Source organism: Virgisporangium ochraceum (genome assembly GCF_016863655.1).
Taxonomy (GTDB): Bacteria; Actinomycetota; Actinomycetes; order Mycobacteriales; family Micromonosporaceae; genus Virgisporangium; species Virgisporangium ochraceum.
Window position 1 is genome coordinate 157,353 of the sequence record NZ_BOPH01000105.1, and the last position, 23,929, is coordinate 181,281.

Below are 23,929 nucleotides of genomic sequence, written 5' to 3' on the forward strand. Positions count from 1 at the left end.
CGGCGGCGCAACGACCGGTGCGACCGGGTCCACGAGACCGAGCGGGCGCGGTTTAGCACCGACAGCCAGAAGGACGAAACAATGACGCACGACCAGAACGAGCCCGGGCGCGGCGAACGACTGCTGAGCCGGAGAACCGTCCTGACGACAATGGGTGCCGTCCCGGCCCTCACGGTCGCGGCGTCGGTCGTGGGGGCCACGCCGGCCGCGGCGGCCGCGGCGAACATCAACCCGTCGTCGACCCGCCAGACGATCCGCGGCTTCGGCGGCATGGCCCACGCGCTCTGGATCGGTGACCTGACCGCGGCCCAGCGGGACACGGCGTTCGGCGCCGGCGAGGGCCGGCTGGGATTCTCGGTGCTACGGATCCCCGTCGGCGAAACCCAGTCCGACTGGAGTCGCGACCTCGCGACCGCCCAGCGCGCGGTCGCGCTCGGAGCGACCGTCATCGCGTCGCCGTGGAACCCTCCCGCCAGCATGATCGAGACCTTCACGCGCGGCAGCCAGACCAACGCCAGGCGTCTGCGCTACAGCTCGTACGCCGCCTACGCCCAGCACCTGAACGACTTCACCGCCTACATGCGCAACAACGGCGTGAACCTGTACGGGATATCGATCCAGAACGAGCCCGACTACGCCGCCGAATGGACCTGGTGGACCTCCGCCGAGATCGTCCGGTTCCTTCGGGAGAACGCCGGCTCGATCAGCACGAGGGTCATCGCGCCGGAGTCCTTCCAGTACATCAAGTCGCTGTCGGACCCGATCCTCAACGACCCCGCGGCGCTGGCCAACGTCGACATCATCGGGGCGCACCTGTATGGCACGTCGTACGCGAACTTCCCGTACCCGCTGTTCAAGCAGAAGGGCGCGGGCAAAGAGCTGTGGATGACCGAGGTCTACTACCCCAACAGCAGTGACTCCGGCGACCTGTGGCCCCAGGCACTCGACGTGGGCCAGCACATCCACCACGCCATGGTCGACGCGGAGTTCCAGGCCTACATCTGGTGGACCATCCGGCGCGGCTACGGCCCGATGCGCGAAGACGGTCAGATCAGCAAGCGCGGCGCCATGATGGCGCACTTCTCCCGGTTCGTGCGTCCGGGCTACGTACGGATCGACGCGACCGCGAACCCGACGTCGAACGTGTACGTGTCGGCGTACCGGGGCGGCGACACCGTCGTCATCGTCGCCGTCAACAAGAACACCTCCTCGGTGAGCCAGCAGTTCACGTTGGCCAACAGCACGACCTCCGGCAGCGTCGCGAACTGGCTGACCGACGCGAGCCGGACCGTCGCGCCCCAGGGCGCGCTCACGATGTCGAACGGCTCGCTCACCGTCAACCTCCCGGCCCGCAGCATCATGACGTTCGTGGTCGGCGCGACCGTCGGCCCGGCCCCCACCACCTACCGCCTCGCGAACGTCGGCAGCGGCCTCGTGCTGGCGCTCTACCAGATGTCCACGGCCGACGGCGGCCGTGCCATGCAGTGGGCCGACAACGGAACCGCCGACCACAACTGGGAAATCATCACCGACGGAAGCGCGGTCCGGTTCCGCAACGCCTACAGCGGCAAGGTCCTCGGCGTGCAGAACATGTCCACCGCCGACAACGCGAATGTCCTGCAATGGGCCGACAACGGCACGGCCGACCACCGGTGGACCATGATCGCCCAGGCCGACGGAAGCTACAAGATCGTCAACGTCAACAGCGGGAAGCTGCTCGCCATCCAGAACAACTCCACCGCCAACGGCGCCTTCGCCGTTCAGGAGTCCGACAACGGCACGAGCGACAACCTGTGGCGACTGGTCCGCAACACCTGACCATTGTGTGCTCAGCCCCTGCGTCGTGCAGGAGGGGTCGTGGCCGGGTCGCCGGAATGCGGCCCGGCCCTGCGGGCCGATGTGGTCGGCGGCGAGGTTGCGGGCGGCCTGGACGGCCGGGCCCGCGTCCATCGGCGAGAACCGGTGAATGCGGTGCTGCCATGTCAGATCGCCGATGAACCTCGCGACGATCGGCGCCCCGTAGAGGACGGCCAGAGTGGCGGTGAACGCACCGGCGGTGTCGCAGCAGGAGCCGAGTCCCGCTCCCCGCAGGGCGATCAGCGTGAGGTATACGACCGTGCCGAGGGCCGCTCTCCGGGTCGGGTCGTCGACGAGTGACCACGGCGGGAGCCCGCGGGCCGTAGTGAATCCGTTGCGCGGCACGGCCAGGAGCGTCGGCTCGACGGTGCGTGTGCTGGACTCGGCGTCACCGCCAGTACGGCGAGCGTCATGACCGCGATCTGGCCGAGGCTGGCGCCAGCTTGGGCAGGTCGAGGGTGCACGGCTGATCGCCATGGGCGTAGACGAGGGAGGCGTTGCCGCATCGAGGATCGTTGACGTAAAGTGCGAGGCCTGTCGAGGGTGCGGGCGGGTTGTGGTGCTGCGGATCCAGGTGCTCGGCCACGTGGCCGCCTGGCATGATCGTGAGCCGCTCAGCCTCGGATCCACCGCCCAACGGGCCGTCCTCGGCCTGGTCGCGGTCGCTGGCGGGCAGGTGGTTCCGCGCACTGCGATCATGGACGTCCTCTGGCCCGACCGCACTCCCCCGGCGTCCGCCGTGAACGTCATCCAGACGCATGTCCTGCGGCTCCGCCGCCAGCTGGAGCCGGACCGGCCGTCGCGGGGCCGGTCGGGCGTGCTGGTTCAGGTCGGCGACGGCTACGCGTTGCGGGCCCCGACGGCGGCGGTCGACCTGCTGCGCTTCCGGCAGCTGGTCGAGTCGGCGGAGCGCAGGCAGCTCGCCGGCGACCCGCAGGAGGCGGCGGCGTTGCTCGACGAGGCGCTCGGGCTGTGGCACGGTCCGCCGCTGGCCGACATACCGGCACTCGCCGGACATCCCCACACGGTGGCACTGGCCGCCGAGCAGCGGGTGGCACTCGCACGGTACGGCGACCTGATGATCGCCCTCGGGTCGGCTGCCGACGTCCTGCCGAAGCTGGAGCAGGTGGCGGCGGCCAACCCGCTCGACGAGGTGGCCCAGGCGCGCCTGATCCGGGCGTACGGCGCGGCCGGCCGGCGAGGGCAGGCGTTCACGCTCTTCGGTGAGGTACGCCGCCGGCTCGTCGAGGAGCTGGGCGTGGACCCGGGGCCTGAGCTGGTGCGCGCACACACTGACCTGCTGCACAGCGTCGGGTCGGGTAAATCCGCCGACGACCACCGTCGCCCGGCGGCGCCCGCGCAGCTTCCCGCCGCGATCCGCGGCTTCACCGGGCGGGTCCCCGAACTCGCCCGGCTGCACAAGGCGATCACCGGGTCCGCCGGCACCACGATCGTCGCGGTGTCCGGCACCGCCGGTGTCGGCAAGACGGCCCTCGCCGTGCACTGGGCGCATCAGGTCGCCGACCAGTTTCCCGATGGGCAGATCTTCCTCGACCTGCGCGGGTTCCACGGCAGCGGCCGGGCGGTGGAGCCGGCCGAGGCCGTCCGGGACCTGCTCGACGCGCTGCAGGTGCCCGAGGATCGCGTCCCGGTCAGCGTCGCCGCACAGACGGCCCTGTTCCGCAGCCTGGTCTGCACCCGGCAGATGCTGTTCGTGCTCGACAACGCCCGCGACACGGCGCAGGTGCGCCCGCTGCTGCCGGGCGGGTCGCGCTGCCTCGTGCTCGTCACCAGCCGCAACCAGCTGGCCGGTCTGGTCGCCACGGACGGCGCCCAACCGGTCGGGCTCGACCTGCTCGACGCCGCCGAGTCCCGCGATCTGCTGGCCGCTCGCCTCGGCGCCGACCGCGTGGCGGCCGAGGCGCCAGCGGTGGCGGACATCGTCAACCGGTGCGCGGGCCTGCCCCTGGCGCTGGCGATCGTGGCCGCTCGGGCGGCCACCAACCCGCACTTCTCGCTGCGGGACCTCGCCGGTGAGCTGTGCGACGAGCGGATCAGGCTGGACGCGCTCGGCACCGACGAACACGGCAGTGTCGTCCGCAGCGTGTTCTCGTGGTCGTACCGCGCCCTCGGGCCGGCCGCGGCCACGATGTTCCGGCGGCTCGGCTCGCATCCGGGACCGGCGGTCTCGCTGCCGGCGGCGGCGAGCCTGGCCGGGTTACCCGCGTCCGATGTCCGGCCGGCCCTGGCCGAGCTGACCCGCGCGAACCTCGTGACGGAGCCCAGCCCCGGCCGGTACAGCTGCCACGACCTGCTCCACGCATACGCGGCCGAGATCGCCCGTACCGTCGACGGGCCCGACGCTCTGCACGCGGCGCGCGGCCGGATGATCGGCCACTACCTGCACACCGCGCGCACGGCCGACCGGCTGCTGCTGCCGCACCGCGAACCTCCGGTCGTGCTCGACCGGATGCCGCCCGGCACCACGCCGGAGACGCCGGAGGACCGGGACGCGGCGATGCGGTGGTTCGCCGCCGAGCACCGGACGCTGGTCACGGTCACCCGGGAGGCCGCCGCCACCGGATTCGACGCGGACGCCGCGCGACTGGCGTGGACGCTGTGCACCTTCTTCCAATGGCGTGGGCACTGGCACGACCAGGCCATCACCCAGCGGCTCGCTCTGCGGGCCGCCGAGCGCCTCGGCGACGACACCGGGCAGGCGCACGCGCGTCATCACCTCGGCCGCGCACACGCCAAACTGAGCCGCCCCGACGACGCGCAGTACCACTACCGGCAGGCCCTGCACCTGTTCGGCCGGTGCGGCGACCACGCGGGACAGGGCCAGACCCATCTCGGGCTCGGCGCGCTGTTCGAACAGCGGGGCGACTCGCGCACGGCGTTGCGCCACGCCCTGCGGGCCCTCGACCTCTTCCGACTCGCGGGCAACCTGCCGGGCCAGGCCAACGCGATGAACTCGGCCGGGTGGTGCCACGTCCAGCTCGGCCACCACGAGCAGGCGATCGCCGCCTGTCAGGAAGCGCTCGCACTCCAGCAGGAGATCGGCGACCGCGACGGCGAGGCCGCCACCTGGGACAGCCTCGGGTACGCCCACCACAGTCTCGACCGCTTCGACGAAGCCGCCGCCTGTTACCAGCGGGCCATCGACCTCCGGCGCGACCTCGGCGACCGCTACTACGAGGCCGCCAGCCTGCACCGGCTCGGCGACACCCGGCTCGCCTCCGGCGACCCGGCGGCGGCCGCGGAATCCTGGCGCGCCGCCCTGGACATCCTCGACGCGCTCGGCCACGCAGACTCCGCCGGGATCCGCGGGAAGCTGGCCTCCTGTTCCTGACCGCGTCGACCGCGGCTGCGTGACCGGTCGGCGTTCGGCCGACATGTATCCGGCATTCACCGGGGGTCCCCGGCCGCGCCGTCAGGATCGCCGGGACCCGGTCAAGTCACCGTCCAGTCGGGGTCCAGCGGATCATGCAAACCTGTCGATGTCGATCAACCCCCGTCCGACCGGAAGGAATCGGTACATGGCGGTCATCAGTAGGAAGGACCCGGGGCGCCGCGGTGTCGGCAGGCGCCTGGGTTGGCTCGGTCTGGTCGCGGTTCTGGTGGCGAATCTCCTGACGGTTGCGCTGGGTGGCGCACCCGCCAGCGCGGCCGGCGTCGCCTGCCCGGACGTTCAGTGGACGCACGTCGGCGGGCGCCCACCCAACTGGCGCGGCCACGTCTACACCCTGCACGCGGTCACGCCGACGTTCAACGTGAGCGACGCGCGGACGGTGATCAACGGGCTCGACACGCCGGCGTCGGCCACCTTCACCTCACAGCAGTCCCGCACGTACGAGCTGTCTGTGACGGCCGGCTTCAGCGCGTCGTTCTTCGGCTTCCTCACGGCCAACGTCAGCGCGACGATCGTGCAGAGCCGCACGACGTCGATCGGGGTCTCCGCGACGGCCACGGTCCCGGCGCACGGCCGGGTCGACGGCCAGTACGGCATCGAGGCGTACAACATCACCTACACGGCGCACCAGTACCGCTTCATCGGCTCGAACCTGCCACCCCCCGGCAAGAAGAGCTGCATCGACGAGGGCGTCAAGTCCGGGACGACCAACGCACCCACCACTGTGGAGGGCTGGCGCCTGATCGCCGGGTAGCCACAGCCCTCGTCGTCTCGTCGTCCGTCATTTGTCGGGAGCCCGGAGTTTCCCACTCCGGGCTCCCGTTCGCGTGCGCACTTCAAACCAGATGGTTGACGCGGATGGTTCCGGGCAGCGAGGAGTGGATGCGGGGCGAAGGGGTGGAAGCGGTTGCCCGGACCGACTACGGCACCTACCTGACCCTGCCGGTCGAGGCCGACGCCACGAGCCGGACAGCACGTGACCGGAAAACCGGTCGGCGTCGGTTGGGGAGCCGTCTAGGCTGGCCCGTCGTGCGATCACTTGACGAGCGCGAGATCCGGTCGTCCTTCGTCAACTGCAGCAAGGGCGAGGTCGGCCGGATCCGGATGCCCAGCGGACTCGGCGGCATCCGCTGGGCCGACCTCGACTATCTGGGCTGGACCGACCCCGGCGCGCCGTTGCGGTCGCTGCTCGTCGTTCCCCGCGCCGATGGCGTGACCGGGTTGGTACTGCGACGACCGGAGGCCTCGGGTGCGAAGGCGAGCGCGGTCCGCTCGACCATGTGCCGGGTGTGCCTGACCGAGCACGGCGCATCGGGGGTGGCGCTGTTCGTCGCTCCCCTGGCCGGTGCGGCCGGGCGGCGGGGGAACACGGTCGGCGAGTATCTGTGCGCGGATCTGGCGTGTTCGTTGTACCTGCGCGGCAAGCGTCAACCCAGGATGCGGCTGGTCCGCCGCGAGGAGACGCTCACCATGGAGGAACGCATCGACCGGGCGATGGCCAATCTGTCGTCGTTCGTGGATCGGGTCACCGCCGGCTGACGCGCACCGCCGTGTACCACTAAACCACGGCCGCGAACCGGTCACGGACCAGAGCCGCGGCCTCGGCCGGCGGCAACGGGCGGTGGAAGTGGAACCCCTGGCCGACCGAGCAGCCCATGTCGATCAGGGCGGCCGCCTGCTCGGCCGTCTCGATGCCCTCGGCGACGACGTTCATCCGGAACGCGTTGCCCAGGTGGACCACCGCCTCGCACACCGAGCGCGCCTCCGGGTCGTCGGCGATGCCGGTCACGAACGAGCGGTCGATCTTCAGGACCGTGACGGGTAGGCGGCGTAGGTAGCTCAGTGCCGAGTAGCCGGTGCCGAAGTCGTCGACGGCCAGCTGGATGCCGAGGTCCCGCAGGGCCTCGAGGCGGTCGACGGTCAGCTGGTCGGGGCTCAGGATGACGCTCTCGGTGATCTCCAGGGTGAGCCGGTCGGGCGGGAAGGCGGTGTCGGCCAGGATCTTCTCGACGGTCTGCACGAGGTCGGCCTGGGCGACCTGCTTCGGCGACAGGTTCACCGTGAGCCGCAACGGTTCCGCACCGGGCAGGGCGGCGCGCCAGTCGGCGGCCTCCTGGCAGGCCCTGCGGAGGACCCACGCGCCCAGCGGGACCACCGCGCCGGTCTCCTCGGCGAGGTCGATGAACGCCGCGGGGCCGAGCAGTCCCCGGGTCGGATGATTCCAGCGGACCAGTGCCTCGACCGCCCGGAGCTCGCCGGTGTCCAACGCGACCGCGGGTTGGAAGAACACCACCAGCTCGTCGTCGGCGATGGCCCGGCGCAGCTCCGCTTCGCGCGCCTTGGTGTCCATGACATCCGAGTAGTACTCGAAGCGACCACGACCGGCCCGCTTGGCGGCGTAGAGGGCGGTGTCGGCCCGCTGCAGCAGGGTGTCGCCGGACGTATCCGGGTCGTCGTGGACGGCCACGCCGATGCTCGCCTCGATCATGAGCACCTGGTCGCCGAAGATCACCGGCGTGCGCAGGGCGTTCAGCAGACGGGCGGCGGCCGCTCCCGCGACGTCCCGCGACGGCAGGTTCCGCAGGACGAGGGCGAACTCGTCGCCGCCGAGGCGTCCGGCCAGGTCGCCCTCACGGATGACCGCACGCATGGCGTCGGCGGCGGCGACCAGGACGGCGTCGCCCGCCTCGTGGCCGAACGTGTCGTTGATGGGCTTGAACCGGTCGAGATCGATGAGCAGAACCGCAGTGTACCGGCCCGCCCGGATCGGCTGGTGGGAAAGCTGCGCCAGGCGTTCGGTCACCAGGACGCGGTTGGCCAGGCCGGTCAGCCCATCGGTGACCGCCAGCTCGCGGTTGTCGCGCAGGGCGTGCAACTGGCGGGCCATGACCAGGAGGGTGAGCACTGCCGAACCGAGGATCATGCCGCCGTACGGGTTGAGCGGCAGATGTGACGCCTGTGCGGCCAGCAGGAGGTACGCGGCGACGCTGGCCACGTACGGAAGGACGAAGACCGCGTTGCGGTTCCCGTGTCTCGGTGCGGGACGGTGTGGCCGGCGGTACTGCTGATCAGCCGCCACCACCAGCAGAAAACAGCCCGCCAACCACAGCAGGTCCGGCCAGGAACCGCCGGTGAAGCCGCCATTCAGCTGGATCCAGCTGTAGGAGACGTCGGCGGTGGCGGTCAGCGCGATCGACCCGGCGAGCAGCCGCAACGGGGCCGGTACGTCGGGCTGGTGACGTCGGAGCATCGCGGTCGACATGGCAAGCACGAGCAGCAGGTCCCCGATCGGAAGCGCGGCCGTGAACGTGCGCTCCCACCCCGACATGCCCGGCGCGTTGAGGATCGGGCCGAGCAGCAGGTACCAGATGGCGATGAAGCCGCCGGCTCCGACGATCAGCGCGTCGAGCGCCAGCTTCTGCCGGTCCTGCCGGCGCCGGTGCTGTCCGGGCAGCATCAGCAGCCCCGCGAACATGAACGGGGAGAAGAGCAGGAAGCAGTAGTCGGCGACCGAGGGGTAGCCGGTGACGTGCAGGACGTGGGACTGGACGAACCAGGCGCAGTGCGCGGCGAGTTGGCAGGCGAACGCCACGGTGATCACCCGCCACGCGCGCCGCGTCCGGACCTCCTGCCGCTTCGACAGGGCCACCCGGGCGGCCAGCACGGTGAAGACGACTGCCAGCGGGACGTATGAGGCGTCCGTCACCAGCGAGCTGAGCTCGTCGCCGCCCCACCGGCCGAAGAACCAGGCCTGTTGCACGACGAGCAGGACCGCGCAGGCGAGTACGCCTGCCGCGGCCACCCGGCCGGTCCTGATCCAGGTCAGCATCACCGATCTGTTCGGCGAACCGGGTGCGATCGTGAGCCGTTTGGACCGAACGTGTCACGCCGGTCGTCACCGACCGCCACCGTAGCGAGAGGACCGCCGATAGACTTCTGTCCATGGCGCGTGCTGACGGGGGTGCCCGGTTGGTCTTCGTGACCCTGCTGGTCCTGTTGGTCCTGTTCACCGGCGCAGCCGTCGTGGTGCTGGTGCGCCACCCGTTCTTCGACGACGACACCGACACGTACTCGCTCTGCCCGGAGGAACGGTCGAGTACCACGCCGGTCCGCCCGTCGCGGATGATCGACGAGTCCCGGCCCTACCAGGGACCGGGTCCGCACCACGTCGTGGTCGTCGGACCGTCCGATGCGACCGAGGCCCTCCCCGGCGACTGGCATCCGCCGCGTGCGACCGGCTGGGCACACCGGGTCGACACGCTGGAGCTCGTCGCCTGCGAGTACAGGTACGGGGTCGGCGACGAGGGTGACCTCGGCTCGTGCGGGTGGAAGGCGGTCGGCGGCAGCGCGATCTACACCGTCACCACGCAGAGCGCGAAGTACGACTACCACATCTTCGTCGCCGCGACCGGGCGGCTCCTCGCGTCCTTCACCGTCAAGGGCGTCTACCGCGAGTGCGTGGAAACGACGGTCCGCCACGGTCCCGGCGGTCACGAGACCATGCCCGCCAGCACCGACCTCACCGAACTGAAACGGCTGCTCGAACCGTTGGTCACCCGCCACGTGACCTGACCCGGCATGGCGGCCGCCGCGCGCGACCGTCGCCGATCCTCCTGCCGGCCGCACCTGGCAGCATCGACGCATGGACAAGGAGATGGAACTTCGGGTCTGTTGCGGCGTGGTGGTCCTCGACGACCGTGAGCGGGTACTGCTCATGCGCCGTCGCGGCGAAGGAACCTGGGGACTACCCGGCGGCGGCGTCGAGGTCGGCGAGACGTGGCAGCAGGCCGCCCGGCGCGAATGCCGGGAGGAGACCGGCTGGGACATCGATCTGCACGACCTGCTCGGCCTGTACAGCGATCCCGCCACCCAGACACACCGTTACCCGAACGGACGGGTCATCCACTGCGTCGGCGCCATCTTTCTCGCCACACCGCGCGGCCAGACCGGGGCACCGGACGGCGAGGCCGCCGAACTCGGCTGGTTCGCACTCGATCGGCTTCCCGCTCCCCTCTTCGCACCGGACGTCCCGGTCCTCGACGACGCCGCCCGGCGTCACGACCGGCCCTTCATCGACTGATCAGCCCGTGTTCGACCGTTGTCCGGTCACGGTGTCTCGTACGCGGACCGATCGAACTCCACTGTCGCCGTTGATGCCGGCGGGCGGCCTCCGCGCGCCCGTCCGGCACCGACGACTCAGACCAGCCGTACCTGGTAGTTGGTACCGCTTTCACCGCTGTGCGTCCTGTTGGTTCCGAAGGCGATACCGAAGGAGCAGACGCCTCGCCCGGTACCGAAGTTCCCGTCGTAGAACCACAGAGCCTTGCAGAGATTGCACAGCCGCCAGCCGGGCTGCCCTCCACCGGAGGACGCGAACTCGACCTTGTAGTTCCCGCTCCCGACGATCGAGTGCTGTCCGAGCCCTCCGCTGATTGCCGGGCACGAGGAGGGTCCGTTGGGTTCCTTGGCAAACCACAAGGTCTTACAGAAGCGGCAGTAACGCCAGTCGATCGTCCCGTTTCCAGGGTCGGTGGCGAACAGGACCGAGTAGTTCCCGCTGCCGTCCTTGGAGTGTCCGAGACCGGGCCGGCCAGGGCAGGCGTAGAACGCGTAGTCGCGGAACCACAGCTGCTTGCAGTAACGGCACCAGCGCCATTCACTCTGCGCGGCCGTTGCCTGGCTCTCCAGGGTCACCGCCAGAACCGATCCGGTGGCGACAGCCAGCCCGGTTCTCCCGAGTGTTCGAAGCGCATCTCTCCTGGACTGAATCACGCGACCTCCCTACGGCGAAAAGCAACAGACACAAAGCGTAGGACGTGGTCAAGGGCGTGAAAACGACGCCAGGCGTATGCGGCCCAAAGGGGAAGCAACATGACAGGAAATGAAAAAAGACCGTCCGATGTGGACGGCCAGCCGATCTCGGGCACGGTAATCAGACGCACCCGGGCCGGGGTGCACATGCGCGGCGAACATCTACGCGGGGTTACTCATTCGGAATGGACGTCTCCGGAAGCGGCCCCGGTGAGACCCACGGCGTTCCTCTGGTCCCGGCGCCTGACATCGAAGCTAGGCGTTCACGTTGCAACCGTCAACAATCTGCCTAGCATCCGGACCACCACCCACAGGACCTGGTGATGCCGACGCACGTCAGGTGCTAGATCGAGCCACCGACGATGACGTTGGACAGAGCCCAGTTGGTACGGATAGCGGAGATCTTGGTAAAGCGCACCTTCGAATAGCATTCCGGGCTCGGATGAGCGGCGCACCCCAGGACCGCGTAAGCGTCGCCCGCCGCGATCACCCCGATCGCGACAGCGTCGGCCCGCTCGCCGTACAGCGAGAAGATCGGTCCACCGCTGTCGCCCTTGCCGAGCGCCACCGTGCCGTCGACCTGCTTACCCAACGCGGAACCCTTGACCTTCCAGCCAATGTCGTTGGTGTACGACATGTCGGCGTCCTTGACCTTGATGTTGCAGTGCGCTCCCGTCGCCGACCCGGAGGTGCACAGGTACATCCCTCGGAAGGTGTTGTTCCAGTCCACGATCGGCCTCATGGACTCGATGTCGTCGTTGACACCCAATGGCTGCCGTACGTCGCTCACCCCGCCGTCCCACGTCCGCGGATTGACGTCCGCCGGCGGGCGCACCTTGATCAGAGCCGTGTCCAGCGACGCGTCGATTCCCTCGATCGTGCCGATCACGGCGGTGCCCAGGCCGTCGCGGACCGGCGTGCCGTACGGCACCACTGCGCAGTGCGCCGCGGTGAGCAGGTAGCGGGCCCCGCTGACGGCCGTCATCGGCCAGCCGGTCGAGCACCAGGACCCGCCGTTGGTCACCTTGCCCCCGGCACTCCACGGGGTGACGTCCTGCCACCGCGACGCCACCGGCGCCGGCGGTACCGCGGTGACCGCCACCGGGAAGTAGGGCGCCCAGAACGACTGCGCCTGGGCGGCCGCCTGCTGCGGGTCGATCGGCGCGGACGGCAACGGCCATACGCCGACGTCGACGTGCGTGCCCTCCGGACTGATCCGCACCTCGGTGACCGAGACGCCGAGGTTGTATCCCTGGTACAGGGTGTCGAACAGTTCGCCGGCGACGGCAGCCAGCTCGGCGTGGGTGTGCCGCGGTCCGTCGTAGACGAGCACCGACATCCGGGTCCGCAGCCGGTCCACGATCGCGCTGACGCTCGGCGGCGGCGACCCGTCCCAGTACACCGCGACCGTGCACGTCTCCGGCTCGACGGTGATCCCGGCGAACCCGCCCAGCATCTCGCCGGCCGCGAGAAGCTGTTCCGCGCCGGCCACCAGCGGCTGCTGCGCCCGCATCAGGCTCACCGTGAGCAGGTCGGCGCACCGGGCGTCCGTAGGTCCGGTCGCGATGACCGACGGACCGGGCCCACCCGGGCTCGCGGTACCGGTCGGGTCCGCTCCGGTGGACGGCGACGGGCACGGCGCCGCGGTAGGTGACCGGCTCGTCGACGGGCTGCGGGTTGCGATGATGGGATCGCCCGGATCATCGCGCGGCGGCCGGTCGGGCACCGGCACCGCGGTGTCCGACGCGGAGGCCGTCACCTTGGGAGGAAGCGTCAGAGTGCTGTCGGGCGACCCGGTCGGCGAGGCCGACGGGCTGCCGGTCGGTCCTGGGCAGCCGGCGACCGTCCCGGCGCCCGCGGTCAGCGGGACCAGCACCGCTGACGCCAGTACGGTGAGGGTGCCCAGCACCGGCCACCAGCGCCGCCCCGGATGTGACCGCACCGGTGGCCGCGGCCCTGCCGCCGCGAACGGCGTCAGCCGTCGCCTACTGCTGTGTCGCGAGTGCATCCCGAGTCCCGGCCCTTCTGTCCGCGCGTGGGTGGCCATGGCTGGGTTCGCGGGATGCCGGCCGACGGATCGGCCGCTGTCGGACTCCTGACAACGCCGACGGGGTCTGAACGTCCCCGTTCGGTCGGCGGAGGACCTATCCGGGTCCGCGTCCGGTGACCAGGCCGGACTCGTACGCGTACACCACCGCCTGCACCCGGTCGCGGAGGCCGAGTTTGGCCAGGATGCGGCTCACGTGCGTCTTGACCGTGCCCTCCGACACGTACAGGCGGGTGGCGACCTCCACATTGGACAGACCGCGCGCCACCTCGACGAGCACCTCCCGCTCGCGGGAGGTCAGCACGTCCTCCGGCGCCACCGCCACGGACGGGCGGGCCGGGCCCAGCACGTGCCGTTCGAGGAGCCGGCGGGTGACGCTCGGCGCCACCACGGCATCACCGCGGGCCACCACCCGGATCGCCGACAGCAGGTCGGCGGCGAGCACGTCCTTGAGCACGAAGCCGCTGGCGCCGGCACGCAGCGCCGCGTAGACGTACTCGTCGAGGTCGAACGTCGTGAGGACCAGTACCCGGGTCGGGCTGCCGGCGGCGCAGATCCGGCGGGTCGCCTCGACGCCGTCGACGCCGGGCATGCGGATGTCCATGAGGACGACGTCGGGTCGCAGGTCGACGACCGCCGACACCGCCTCGGCGCCGTCGCCGGCCTCACCGACCACGGTCAGGTCGGGCGCACCGGCCAGCACCATCCGGAAGCCGGTCCGCACGAGAGTGTGGTCGTCGGCGATGAGGACCCGGATCACGAACAACCACCGGTCGGTAGCACCGCCCGCACCTGGAACCCGCCGGTCGGGGCGCGGCCGGTGCTGGCCCGGCCGCCGAGCAGCCGCACGCGTTCCCGCATGCCGCGCAGCCCGTTGCCGCCCGGGGTGTCGGTGCATGCCGTGCCGTCGTCGCTGACCTCGAGCAGCAACGTGTCGGGACGGTAGGTGAGCACCACTTCGGCCCGAGCGCCCCGGCCGGCGTGTTTCATGGTGTTGGTCAGCGCCTCCTGAACCACCCGGTAGGCCGACAGGTCCACGGCCGACGGCAGCGGTGCGGGCGTGCCGTCGATGCGCAGCCGCACCGGGGTACCGGCCCGCTCGACGCTGTCGATCAGCGCCGGCAGCTGCGCCAGACCGGGCGGCGGACGCCATCCGCCGACGGGTTCCCCGCCGTCGCCACCCAGCGCGTCGACGACCAGGCGCATGTCGGCCAGGGCCGCCCGGCCCACCGACACGATCGCGTCCAGAGCTGCCCGGGTCTGTGCCGGTTCGGCGTCGAGGGAAGCCGCACCGCCCTGTGCCTGGATGACGATCATGGCCAGCCCGTGTGCGACGACGTCGTGCATCTCGCGGCTGATCCGGCCGCGCTCGGCCGCCACGGCCAGCGCGGCCCGCTGGTCACGGTCGCGCTCCAGGTGTTCGGCGCGTTCCCGGAGATGAGCGAGGTGTTCGCGGCGGCCACGCGCCGTCGATCCGAAGGCCCAGGCGACGACGAGCGCCGAGCCGACGACGAACAGCCCGGCCCAGGGCACGTCGGCGGGCGCCGGCGGCTTTCCACGCACGGTCCGCGCGGCGTCCCGGCGTTGGTCGCCGGGGCCCGCATCCCCCCGTTCGATCACGTGGAACGCCAGGCGGGGAATGCCCGGTACCGGACGCCCGTACGCACTGTGGAACGCCGTCCACCCGCCGAGGGCCAGCAGCAGGACCGCCAGCGCGGCGAGTGACCGCCCCCGGTCGTACCGGGCCGCGACGGTGTACACGCAGATGAGCACCGTGACGTCGACGAGCGACACCGGCGCGACGGTGGCCAGGCGAACGCCGGCGGCCGTTACGGCCAGCACCAGCGCCGGCAGCGGCCAGCGGCGCCGGACCGTGACCGCGGCCAGCCCGGCGGCGACGGTCGCCCACCACACCGGCGACGGGTGCGAGCCGACAGCCACCAGGCACGCCGCCAGCACCGTGGCGGCGAGTACCGCGTCGTGGACCATCGGATGCCGTCTCATCGCGTTCCGAGCGTACGGCCCGATTCCCGGGTGCCGCGTCTGTCGTGCGAGGGATGCGCCTCTTCCCCAGGACAGACGCATCTGATCCGTCGCGGGCCGGACGCGTCCGGCCCTCTGCGTCGGGACAGTGGTCGCCATGACATCGACGTCCCCTCGACGGGGTCTTTCCCGACGTGGCGCACTCGGCCTCCTCGGCGCCGCCGTTCCCGTGGCGGCCGGCGGGCTCGTCGCCGTGACCAACACCGCCGAGGCCGGCCCACAGGCGCCCGCCGTCCCCGCCGGCCTGCGGCCCGGCGGCGAGTTCGACAGGATGGCCGCCGACCTCGCGGCGCAGGACAGATTCTCCGGGACGGTACTGCTCGTGCACCGTCGACGCCCGGTGCTCGCCCGCTCGTACGGCCTGGCCGACAAGGCACGGGGTGCCGCCAACGGTCCCGACACGATCTTCTCCCTGGGCTCGATCACCAAGCTGTTCACCGCCGTGGCGATCGCGCAGCTCGTCGAGCAGGGGAAGGTCGACTACCACGAGAGGATCGGCAGCTACCTCACCGGCCTGCCGAGCGAGCTCGCCGCGGCCACCGTGCACCACCTGGTGACCCACGCGGGCGGGCAGCGCGACTACATGGCCGACCCGGAGTACTGGAAGGTGGCGCTCACCTGGGACACCGTCGAGGAGGTGTGGGAAGGGAGCATGTCGTTCGCCCGACGGGATCCGGTCCGGTTCGTGCCCGGCTCGGCGTACGAGTACAGCAACTCCGGGTACCACCTCCTCGGCGCGATCGTGGCCGCGGTGTCCGGGCGGTCGTATCACGACTACGTGCGGCACCACGTGTTCCGCCGGGCCGGCATGACGACCGCCGACTTCTACACCACCGCACACTGGCGTGACGACCGCCGCATCGCCCGCCCGTACGCCGGCCAACCGCCGGCGGAGCGGGTCGACAGACTGGACGCGCACATCTTCGTCGGCTCCCCCGCCGGTGGTGCGCACGCCTGCGCCCCCGACCTGGTGCGGTTCGCCGACGCCCTGCGCGGCGACCGGCTGCTCTCCGCGCCGTTCACACACCTTCTGCACGGGGCCAAGGCACCACGCGGCCGACGAACCACCCCGTTCGGCGTCGAGGAGACGAGCTTCGCCACCTACGCTCCGATGGCGATCCTCAGCGGCAGCCAATGGCTGTACTGGCACAACGGCGGCGCGCCCGGGGTGTCGACCGAACTGGCCTGGTACCCGACCTCGGACTGGACGACCGTCATGCTGTCGAACTACGACCAGGCCACGATGTCGCTCAACGCCCTGTCGCGCAAGCTGATCACCACCTGACGACCTGCCGGCGGCGCGCTTCCTCGACGTACGCCACGAGGGCCTGCGGGTCCGCGAGCGCGTCGCGGCTCACGACCGTGTCGGGGTCGGCACCCTGGAGGATCCGTTTGACGGGCAGTTCGAGTTTCTTGCCGGTGCGGCCGCGCGGGACGGCGGCCATCCCGACGACGGCGTCCGGCACGTGCCTCGGAGACAGGTTCGTGCGCAACGCCTCGACGACACGGCGGCGCACATCGTCGTCGACGGCAAGCCCGTCCCGGTGCACGACGAACAGAATGAGCTCGCCGGGACCCCCGTCCGGGTCCTCGAGGTGGACGACGAGACTGTCGACGATGTCGGGAAGCTCCTCGACGACGGCGTAGAAGTCCGCCGTTCCGAGCCGGACGCCGCCACGGTTGAGTGTGGCGTCCGACCGGCCGGTGATGACGCAGCTGCCGCGGTCGGTGAAGCGGATCCAGTCACCGTGCCGCCAGACACCGGGGATGTCGTCGAAGTACGCCGCGCGGTACGCCCTTCCATCCGGGTCGCCCCAGAATCCGACCGGCATCGACGGCATCGGAGCGGTGATGACGAGCTCACCGAAGTCACCGACGACCGGAGCGTTGTCGTGGTCGAACGCCGCGGCGGCAACGCCGAGTGCCGCGCCCGACATCTGCCCGGCGAGCACCGGCTGCAGCGGCCCGCCCTGGACGATGCCGCTGCAGACGTCGGTCCCGCCGCTGCCGACGTTGAGCAGCACCCGCGGCCCGAACCCGTTCTGCAGCCAGGAGAACCCGTCGACGGGCAGCGGCGAGCCCACGCAGCCGATCTGGCGGACCGCCGACAGGTCGACCTCGTCCCACGGTGCGAGCCCCTCTTTGCGGCAGGCCATGACGTAGCCGGGGCTCACCCCGACCAGCGTCGCGCCGACCCGCGCGGCCAGGCGCCACTGCGCCATGAGGTCGGGGAAGAACGGGTTGCCGTCGATCATCACCGGCACCGCCCGGAGGAGCAGGGCCGAGACGAGAGCGTTCCACATCATCCACGAGGTGGTCGTGTACCACAGGAGCCGGTCGCCCGGGCGCAGGTCCCAGTGCAGGGCGTGGTTCTTGAGGTGTTCGACCAGGATCCCGCCGTGGCCGTGGACGATCGCCTTGGGTCTGCCGGTCGTGCCGGAGGAGAAGAGCACGTAGAGCGGGTGGTCGAACGGCACCGGGTCGAAGAGTGCGGGACCGGTCGGCGCCGCGGCGAGCAGGTCGTCCCAACCGACGAGCGCCGGGCTCCCGAAGAACGCGGCGTCGAGCGCACCGGCCCCGTACGGCACCTCGACGACATGGGTGAGGGTCGGCAACCCGGCAGCGACCTCGACGACCCGGGCCCGGCGGTCGACCGACCGGCCGCCGTAGACGTACCCGGGCACCGCGAGGAGCACGGTCGGTTCCAGCTGGGAGAACCGGTCGACGACGCTGCGGGCGCCGAACTCCGTCGCGCACGAGGACCAGACCGCTCCGAGGCTCGCCGTCGCGAGGAAGGCGACGAGGGCCTCGGGCACGTTCGGCAGGTAGGCGACGACGCGGTCGCCGTGGCCGACGCCGAGACGTCGCAGCCCGGCCCGGGCGCGGGCGACCTGGTCGCGCAACTCACCCCAGGTGAGCCGGATCGGCTCGCGGGTCTGCGAGTACGCGAGCACCGCGAGGTCGTCGGCATCGGCGGCCGGGTCCTCGACGAGACCCACCATGTGCTCGGCGTAGTTGACCGTCGAGCCGGTGAACCACCGCGCGCCGGAGACCGAGCGGGACGTCAGGACCCGCTCGTACGGCGTCGAGAACCGGACTCCGAAGTACGCGGCGACGGCGCCCCAGAAGCCGTCGAGGTCGTCCACGGACCAGCGCCACAGCTCGTCGTAGTCCGCGAACGCCAGCCCCCGGTGCCGCTCCAGCCACCCGAGGAAGGCACCGACCCCGCTCGTCGCACGGGCGTCGGACGGGACGGGGCGGAGCACGTCGCCCTCGGCGACCGGCCGTGGTGTCGACGGGGTCTGCGAGGTCATCGGCCCGCTCACGCCGTGGCCGAGGCGAGCATCAGCGTGGCGAGTTCGAGGAGGGAGTCGACGACGAGGTGCGGGCGCTGCCCCTCGGCGGCGGCGTCGGCGTCCGTCCGGCTGCACACGCCGGTCGTGATGAGGACGCCGACCGCACCGACCCGCCGGGCCATGGCCACCTCCAGCGACAGGTCGTCGCCCACGACGAGCATCCGTTCGGGCGGCACCCCGAGCCGGGCGGCGGCGGTCGACGCGGCAAGGAGGGACGGCTTGCCGACGACCTCGTACGTCTGCCCGGCGATGTGCGCGAGACCCGTCGCGATGAATCCCGACACCCCGGCGGTGCGCCGCCCTTTGGTCGCGAACGCGGGTGCATCGCTCGTCACGAGCAGCGGCGCGCCGGCCCAGATCGCCTCGGCGGCCGCTTGGAGCTTGGGTTGGTCGAAGGCGGTGTCCCAGCCGACGACGACGGCCGCGACCGCCGTGCCGTCGCCGGGGGTCGCGAGCCGTACCCCGGCCTTTGCCAGCACGTCGACGACCCCGGTCGCGCCGAAGGCGAGGACCGGCGCGTCCCCGAACCGCTGCCGGACCACGTCGGCCGCGACGACGCTCGGGGTGAGGACGTCCTCGTCGGGAAAGTCGAAGCCGAGCTCCCGCAACGACTCCGCGATCCGCCGCGGCGGCCGGTTGGAGGCGTTGGTGAACGCGACGAGCCGGCGTCCCGACGCCCGCAGCGCCGCCACCGCCTCGACCGCGCCCGGCAGCGCCGTGCCGTCGTGGCCCGCCGGCTGAGAGGACAGGATGAGGCAGCCGTCGACGTCGAAGACGAGTCCCTCGACCCCTGCGAGTCGTTCGGAGAGCCTGTCGTCGCTCACTGTTCCTCCTGCCCGCCCGCGGCCCGGCGCAGCAGGATCCGTTCGTCTCCCAACGTCACGTCGAGGGACCGCCAGTTCGGCAGCGCCGACACGGCGGCGACGAAGCCGGCCGCGGTCGTCACCGGCGGGCTGGGCGACCAGGCTGGCGCCGGCCCGGCGGCCTCCATCGCGTCGATCTGGTCCGCCGGGAGCACCGAGCGCAGCAGCACCTCGCGATCGTCGGCGGAGCGGCCCAGGGCCGCGGAGACCTTGGCCCGTACCTCGTCCGCGGACGGCTCGGCCTGCGGCCGGTCGAGTTCCCGGTACCGCGGTGAGGCCTTCGCCCGCTCGACGACGAGCGGGTCCACCGGTGCCGGCGGCGTGCCGAAGTGGCCGAGCACGTAGCGCACGATCTCGTCCGGCATCCGCGACCAGCGCTCGGCGCCGGCAAGTCCGGCGAGAACGTTCATGACGGCCTGGCTGCCCACGTACTGGCTGTACGGCGTGACCATGATGGGGTAGCCGAGCTCGGCCCGGACCCGTCCGGCCTCGTCGAGCACCTCGGGTAGCAGGTCGGTCCGGCGGATCTCGGCGAGCTGCCGGCGCAGCGTCCCCATCATCCCGCCCGGGATCTGGTGACGCTGGTAGGCCAGGTCGAGCTCGGTCGGTCGGCCCGGTTCGAGGCCCTGGGACGAGGCGATGACGGCGATGACCTCCTCCGCCCGGCGCAGCGCGTCGACATCGACGTCGACGTCGACGCCCACGGCGTCGAGGTTGTCCACGAGGCGGGTCGCCGACGGCTGGCTGGTGCCGTTGGCGAGGGCTCCGATGGCCGTGTGGAGCACAGTGACCCCGGCCTGGGCCGCGACGACGTACACCTGCGGAGCGAGGCCTGTGGTGCAGTGCGAGTGCAGCTCCAGCGGGGTTCCGCCGAGGGCGCCGAGGATCTCCGGCACGAGGTGCGCGGTCCGCTCCGGCGTGAGTAGTCCGCCGGGGTCCTTGAGGTAGACCACGTCGACGTTCGGGTCGTCGGCGTAGACCCTGGCGCACGAGGCGTACAGCGCGTCGTCGTGCACGGGCGAGATGGTGTAGGTCAGCGCCGCGACGACCTGCTCGATGCCCTCCTCCTTGGCCATTCGCGCCACCGCGGCGGCGGCCGCGGTGTCGTTCATCGGCTCGGCGATCTGCAGCCGGCGGATGCCGGCCCCGGCGATCGCGCGCATGGACATGCGCATGAGCGCGGCCGGCGTGCGGTCCCAGGTCATGAACCGCATGCCGGTGGTGATCAGCGACAGCGGCGTGGTCGGTACGACGGCGCGCATCCGGGCGATGCGCTCCCACGGGTTCTCCCGGTGCCAGCGCACGCCCACCGACAGGTGGGTCGAGGAGGTGTAGTCGACCGCGACGAGACCGGCCGCCTCGAGGTGCGGGCCGATGGCCTCGACCATGCCGCAGGTCAGGCCGGCCGCTCCCCACAGGCTCTGGTTGCCGTCCCGGGTGCTCGTGTCGACCAGCCGGACGGTGGGTCGGGTCATGCCGGTGCTCCTGCGGTGTCGCGAGGTTCCTGGTCGGCGGGCGGGCGCGGGAAGTCGTCGTGGACGGCAGTGTCGCTGGCTGGTGGCCAGACGCCGGCGAGCCAGCCGGTGGTCACCCCGCCGGCGCGGAAGTCCGGGTGGGCAAGGACCACACGGTGCACGTCGGCGCACGTGGCAACGCCGTCCACCCGGATGGCGTCGACCGCGGCCAGCGCGCCGGCGACCGCGGCCGCGCGGTCGTGCCCGCGCACGATGACCTTGGCCAGGAGGCTGTCGTAGTAGGGCGGGAACAGGTAGCTCTCGTAGACATGGGTGTCGACCCGCACGCCCGGCCCGCGGGGGAGGTCGAGCCGGGTGATCCGGCCCGGCGACGGGCGGAAGTCGTGCCAGGGGTCCTCGGCGGTGAGCCGGCACTCCACGACGTGTGCAGGCGGCACCGGTGGCACCTCCGGCAGCCCGTGCGGGCGCCCGGCGGCGAGCAGCAACTGGGCCGCGACGAGGTCGATGCCGAACGCCTCCTCGGTGACCGGGTGCTCGACCTGGATGCGGGCGTTCATCTCCAGGAAGACCACGGTCGCGGGGTCGTGCGGCGAGGCGGCGTCGACCAGGAACTCGCACGTCCCGGCGCCGCGGTAGCGCAGGTGCTCCGCGAGCCGGCGGGCGCTGTCGTGCAGGAGGGCCCGGGTCGCCTCGGACAGGCCGGGCGCCGGGCACTCCTCGATGAGCTTCTGATGCCGGCGCTGCACCGAGCAGTCCCGGTCGCCGAGGATGAGCACGCCGCCCTCGCCGTCACCGAAGATCTGCACCTCGACGTGCCGGCCGGAGCCGTAGAACTTCTCCAGGTACAGCGCACCGTCGGCGAACGCGGCGCGTGCCTCGGCGGCGGCGACGTCGACCAGGCGGGCCAGGTCGTCGGGGCCGTCGACGCGATGGATACCGCGCCCGCCGCCGCCGTGGACCGCCTTGAGCAGCACGGGGTAGCCGATCTCGGCGGCCGCGACCCGCGCGCTCGCGGGATCGTCCACCTCGGACGCCGGCGCGACGGGGACGCCGGTGGCCACGGCCATGCGCCGGGCGGCGGCCTTGTCGCCGACCTCCCGCAGGGTCTGCGACCGCGGGCCGGCGAAGGCGATTCCTTCCCGTTCGAGCAGCTCCGCCAGCTCGACCTTCTCCGAGAGGAACCCGTATCCGGGATGGACGATGTCGCAGCCGGTCTGCAGCGCCGCCTGCGCGATGAGCTCCGGACGCAGGTACGACCGGCTCGCCTGCGCCGGGCCGAGCCGCACGACCCGGTCGGCCAGGCGCGCGGCAAGGGAGTCGACGTCGGCCGCGCTCACCGCGACGACCGGCTCGAACTCCAGCCGGCGGCACGCGGTGACCACGCGGACGGCGATCTCGCCGCGGTTGGCCACGAGTACCCGGGGCCGGGAGACGGCCGGGCCGGTGGGGAACGACATCCGCGCCGGCCTCAACCCTGGAGCCGGAACAGCACGTCGCCGTGCTCGACGGCGGTCGCGTCCGGGACGCAGACCTCGGCGATGACGCCGTGAACGTCCGCGGAGACGGGGTTCATCAGCTTCATCACCTCGATGATCGCGACCGTGGTGTCCGGCGTGACGGTGTCGCCGACCGCCACGAAGGGCGGCTGGTCCGGCCCGGGGCGGTGGTAGAGCACTCCGAGCATCGGAGCGGTGATCACCGGCCCGGCGGGCACGGGCGGAGCCGACGCGGGGGCTGCCGCCGGGGGGCCGGCGGGGGCGGAACCGGTAGCGGGAGCGGACGCGGGACCGGTGGCGGCCACCGGTGCCTGCCCGGCGGGGATGCCGAGGACGGTGCGCGACACCCGTACGCTCACCCCGGCGGAGACCACCTCGGCGTCGGCGATGCCCGACGCGTCGAGCTGGGCGACCAGCGCCAGCACGTCGGACCAGGACGGCGTGCCCGCGCCCCCGGGTGCGGCACCGGTCATGAGGTTCCACCCTTCCCGGCGCTGAGGCTCCTCAGCACCGACAAGTACGACGCCGCACCGGCGGTAGTGGTCCTGGCCCTGACGGTTTCGCGGGCGGACCCGTTCACCGTCTCCGGTCGGCTCTGCAGCAGCATGAAACGGTGCCTGCCGTCGGCGTCACGCGCCAGCGCCCATTCGATGTCCTGCGCCGAGCCGTAGTGCTTCTCCACTCGGACGGCGAGCTCACCGAGTTCGTGCAACAGCTCGTCGCTGATGCACTGCACGTCCGCAAGCTCGGCCGGGACGTCGACGATCTGCGTTCCCGGCCCGGTGGCGGAGGGGACGCACCGGTGCGCCTTGTGCGTGACCGTCCTGCGAGTCACCGTCAAGCCGATCTTGCTCAGCCAGAACTCGTCCGGGGTCACCTCACCGGAGACGACCGCCTCGCCGAGGCCCCACGACGCGTTGACCGCCATCACCGACGGGTCGCCGGTCTTCGGGCTGACCGTGAACGCCACCCCGGCGACCTCGGCGTCGACCATCTCCTGCACGCCGACGGCCATCTTCGACGCCTCGCCGCGGTGTGCCTCGTCGAGCCTGGCGCGGTAGGCGACCGCCTGTGGGGTGAACAGGCTGGCCCAGCAGTCACGAACCCGGGAGACCACGTCGTCGGCGCCGCACACCCACAGATAGGTCTCCTGCTGACCGGCGAACGAGTTCGCCGCGCCGTCCTCGGCGACGGCCGAGGACCGGACGGCGACGGGTACGCCCTCGCGGCCGGCGCGCCGGCACAGTTCGGCATAGGCCGCGCGCAGCTCCTCCTCCAGCCCCGGCGGCAGTTCCGCGCCGTGGATGATGTCGACCGCGCGGGTCTGCAGGTCGCGCAGGTCCGCCGACGAGCCGACGTCGACGGCGCGGGTGAGGTCGCCGATACGGTTCCGCAGGCCGGCGTGGTCGATGACCTCCTGCCACGCCTGTGCGGTGACGGCGAACCCGATCGGTACCGGGATCCCCGCGCTGATGAGCTCACCGAGACTGGCGCATTTGCCGCCGGCGCTCGGGCGGTCGGTCATGCGCAGCTCGTCGAACCAGACGATACGACGACCCACCACGCTCG

General features: G+C 71.7%; 18 protein-coding genes. 7 read left to right on the forward strand and 11 right to left on the reverse strand.

Annotation, left to right across the window (positions count from 1 at the left end):
* The first annotated feature begins 81 nt into the window (after positions 1 to 81).
* From xynC to Voc01_RS38870, 4 genes are all read left to right on the forward strand, one after another.
* Positions 82 to 1,818, forward strand: a complete 1,737-nt coding sequence (gene xynC, locus Voc01_RS38855; RefSeq protein ID WP_203932685.1) for a glucuronoarabinoxylan endo-1,4-beta-xylanase XynC — start codon at positions 82 to 84, stop codon at positions 1,816 to 1,818.
* 595 nt (positions 1,819 to 2,413) lie between these two features.
* Positions 2,414 to 5,209, forward strand: coding sequence for an AfsR/SARP family transcriptional regulator (locus Voc01_RS38860; protein ID WP_203932686.1), 2,796 nt, complete (start codon positions 2,414 to 2,416; stop codon positions 5,207 to 5,209).
* Between the two features lie 187 nt (positions 5,210 to 5,396).
* Entirely contained in the window at positions 5,397 to 6,023 is a 627-nt protein-coding gene (locus tag Voc01_RS38865) for a hypothetical protein (protein WP_203932687.1), read from the forward strand.
* Between the two features lie 275 nt (positions 6,024 to 6,298).
* On the forward strand, positions 6,299 to 6,808 hold the full coding sequence (locus Voc01_RS38870; protein WP_203932688.1) for an FBP domain-containing protein: 510 nt from the start codon (positions 6,299 to 6,301) through the stop codon (positions 6,806 to 6,808).
* Positions 6,809 to 6,827: 19 nt separating this feature from the next.
* On the opposite strand, the gene Voc01_RS38875 is transcribed toward Voc01_RS38870, so the two are convergent.
* On the reverse strand, positions 6,828 to 9,098 hold the full coding sequence (locus Voc01_RS38875) for a putative bifunctional diguanylate cyclase/phosphodiesterase (protein WP_239160810.1): 2,271 nt from the start codon (positions 9,096 to 9,098) through the stop codon (positions 6,828 to 6,830).
* Between the two features lie 113 nt (positions 9,099 to 9,211).
* On the opposite strand from Voc01_RS38875, the gene Voc01_RS38880 reads away from it, so the two are divergent.
* Both Voc01_RS38880 and Voc01_RS38885 read left to right on the forward strand, forming a co-directional pair.
* Positions 9,212 to 9,841, forward strand: a complete 630-nt coding sequence (locus Voc01_RS38880) for a hypothetical protein (protein WP_203932690.1) — start codon at positions 9,212 to 9,214, stop codon at positions 9,839 to 9,841.
* Positions 9,842 to 9,911: 70 nt separating this feature from the next.
* Complete coding sequence (locus Voc01_RS38885) at positions 9,912 to 10,349, forward strand: NUDIX domain-containing protein (protein WP_203932691.1); 438 nt, start codon at positions 9,912 to 9,914, stop codon at positions 10,347 to 10,349.
* 116 nt (positions 10,350 to 10,465) lie between these two features.
* On the opposite strand, the gene Voc01_RS38890 is transcribed toward Voc01_RS38885, so the two are convergent.
* The 4 genes from Voc01_RS38890 to Voc01_RS53530 form a co-directional block, all read right to left on the reverse strand.
* Entirely contained in the window at positions 10,466 to 11,041 is a 576-nt protein-coding gene (locus Voc01_RS38890; RefSeq protein ID WP_203932692.1) for a hypothetical protein, read from the reverse strand.
* Positions 11,042 to 11,423: 382 nt separating this feature from the next.
* Positions 11,424 to 12,989, reverse strand: a complete 1,566-nt coding sequence (locus tag Voc01_RS38895; protein ID WP_203932693.1) for a trypsin-like serine protease — start codon at positions 12,987 to 12,989, stop codon at positions 11,424 to 11,426.
* A 235-nt stretch (positions 12,990 to 13,224) separates the two neighbouring features.
* Positions 13,225 to 13,893, reverse strand: coding sequence for a response regulator (locus Voc01_RS38900; RefSeq protein WP_275423798.1), 669 nt, complete (start codon positions 13,891 to 13,893; stop codon positions 13,225 to 13,227).
* Positions 13,884 to 15,131: a sensor histidine kinase gene (locus Voc01_RS53530; protein ID WP_239160811.1), complete on the reverse strand. Its 1,248-nt coding sequence runs from the start codon at positions 15,129 to 15,131 to the stop codon at positions 13,884 to 13,886. Before Voc01_RS53530 ends, Voc01_RS38900 begins: the two co-directional genes overlap by 10 nt.
* Before the next feature lie 136 nt (positions 15,132 to 15,267).
* Between Voc01_RS53530 and Voc01_RS38905 the strand changes: the two genes are divergently transcribed.
* The gene (locus Voc01_RS38905; protein WP_203932695.1) at positions 15,268 to 16,455 is read left to right on the forward strand and encodes a serine hydrolase domain-containing protein; all 1,188 of its coding nucleotides are present in this window, start codon (positions 15,268 to 15,270) and stop codon (positions 16,453 to 16,455) included.
* Here the strand turns inward: Voc01_RS38905 and Voc01_RS38910 are convergent.
* From Voc01_RS38910 to Voc01_RS38935, 6 genes are read right to left on the reverse strand one after another with little or no spacing between them, the layout of a single operon-like run.
* Positions 16,445 to 18,484 carry an acetoacetate--CoA ligase gene (locus tag Voc01_RS38910; RefSeq protein ID WP_203932696.1) on the reverse strand — a complete coding sequence of 680 codons (2,040 nt, stop codon included), beginning with the start codon at positions 18,482 to 18,484 and terminating at the stop codon, positions 16,445 to 16,447. The genes Voc01_RS38905 and Voc01_RS38910 overlap by 11 nt on opposite strands.
* 8 nt (positions 18,485 to 18,492) lie before the next feature.
* On the reverse strand, positions 18,493 to 19,350 hold the full coding sequence (locus Voc01_RS38915) for an HAD-IIA family hydrolase (protein WP_203932697.1): 858 nt from the start codon (positions 19,348 to 19,350) through the stop codon (positions 18,493 to 18,495).
* Positions 19,347 to 20,864 carry a hydroxymethylglutaryl-CoA lyase-like TIM-barrel protein gene (locus Voc01_RS38920; RefSeq protein ID WP_203932698.1) on the reverse strand — a complete coding sequence of 506 codons (1,518 nt, stop codon included), beginning with the start codon at positions 20,862 to 20,864 and terminating at the stop codon, positions 19,347 to 19,349. The genes Voc01_RS38915 and Voc01_RS38920 overlap by 4 nt, the downstream gene beginning before the upstream one ends.
* Positions 20,861 to 22,321: an ATP-binding protein gene (locus Voc01_RS38925; protein ID WP_203932699.1), complete on the reverse strand. Its 1,461-nt coding sequence runs from the start codon at positions 22,319 to 22,321 to the stop codon at positions 20,861 to 20,863. The genes Voc01_RS38920 and Voc01_RS38925 overlap by 4 nt, the downstream gene beginning before the upstream one ends.
* A gap of 11 nt (positions 22,322 to 22,332) precedes the next feature.
* Entirely contained in the window at positions 22,333 to 22,833 is a 501-nt protein-coding gene (locus tag Voc01_RS38930) for an acetyl-CoA carboxylase biotin carboxyl carrier protein (RefSeq protein ID WP_203932700.1), read from the reverse strand.
* Positions 22,830 to 23,924 carry a PEP/pyruvate-binding domain-containing protein gene (locus Voc01_RS38935; protein WP_203932701.1) on the reverse strand — a complete coding sequence of 365 codons (1,095 nt, stop codon included), beginning with the start codon at positions 23,922 to 23,924 and terminating at the stop codon, positions 22,830 to 22,832. The genes Voc01_RS38930 and Voc01_RS38935 overlap by 4 nt, the downstream gene beginning before the upstream one ends.
* Positions 23,925 to 23,929 lie beyond the last annotated feature (5 nt).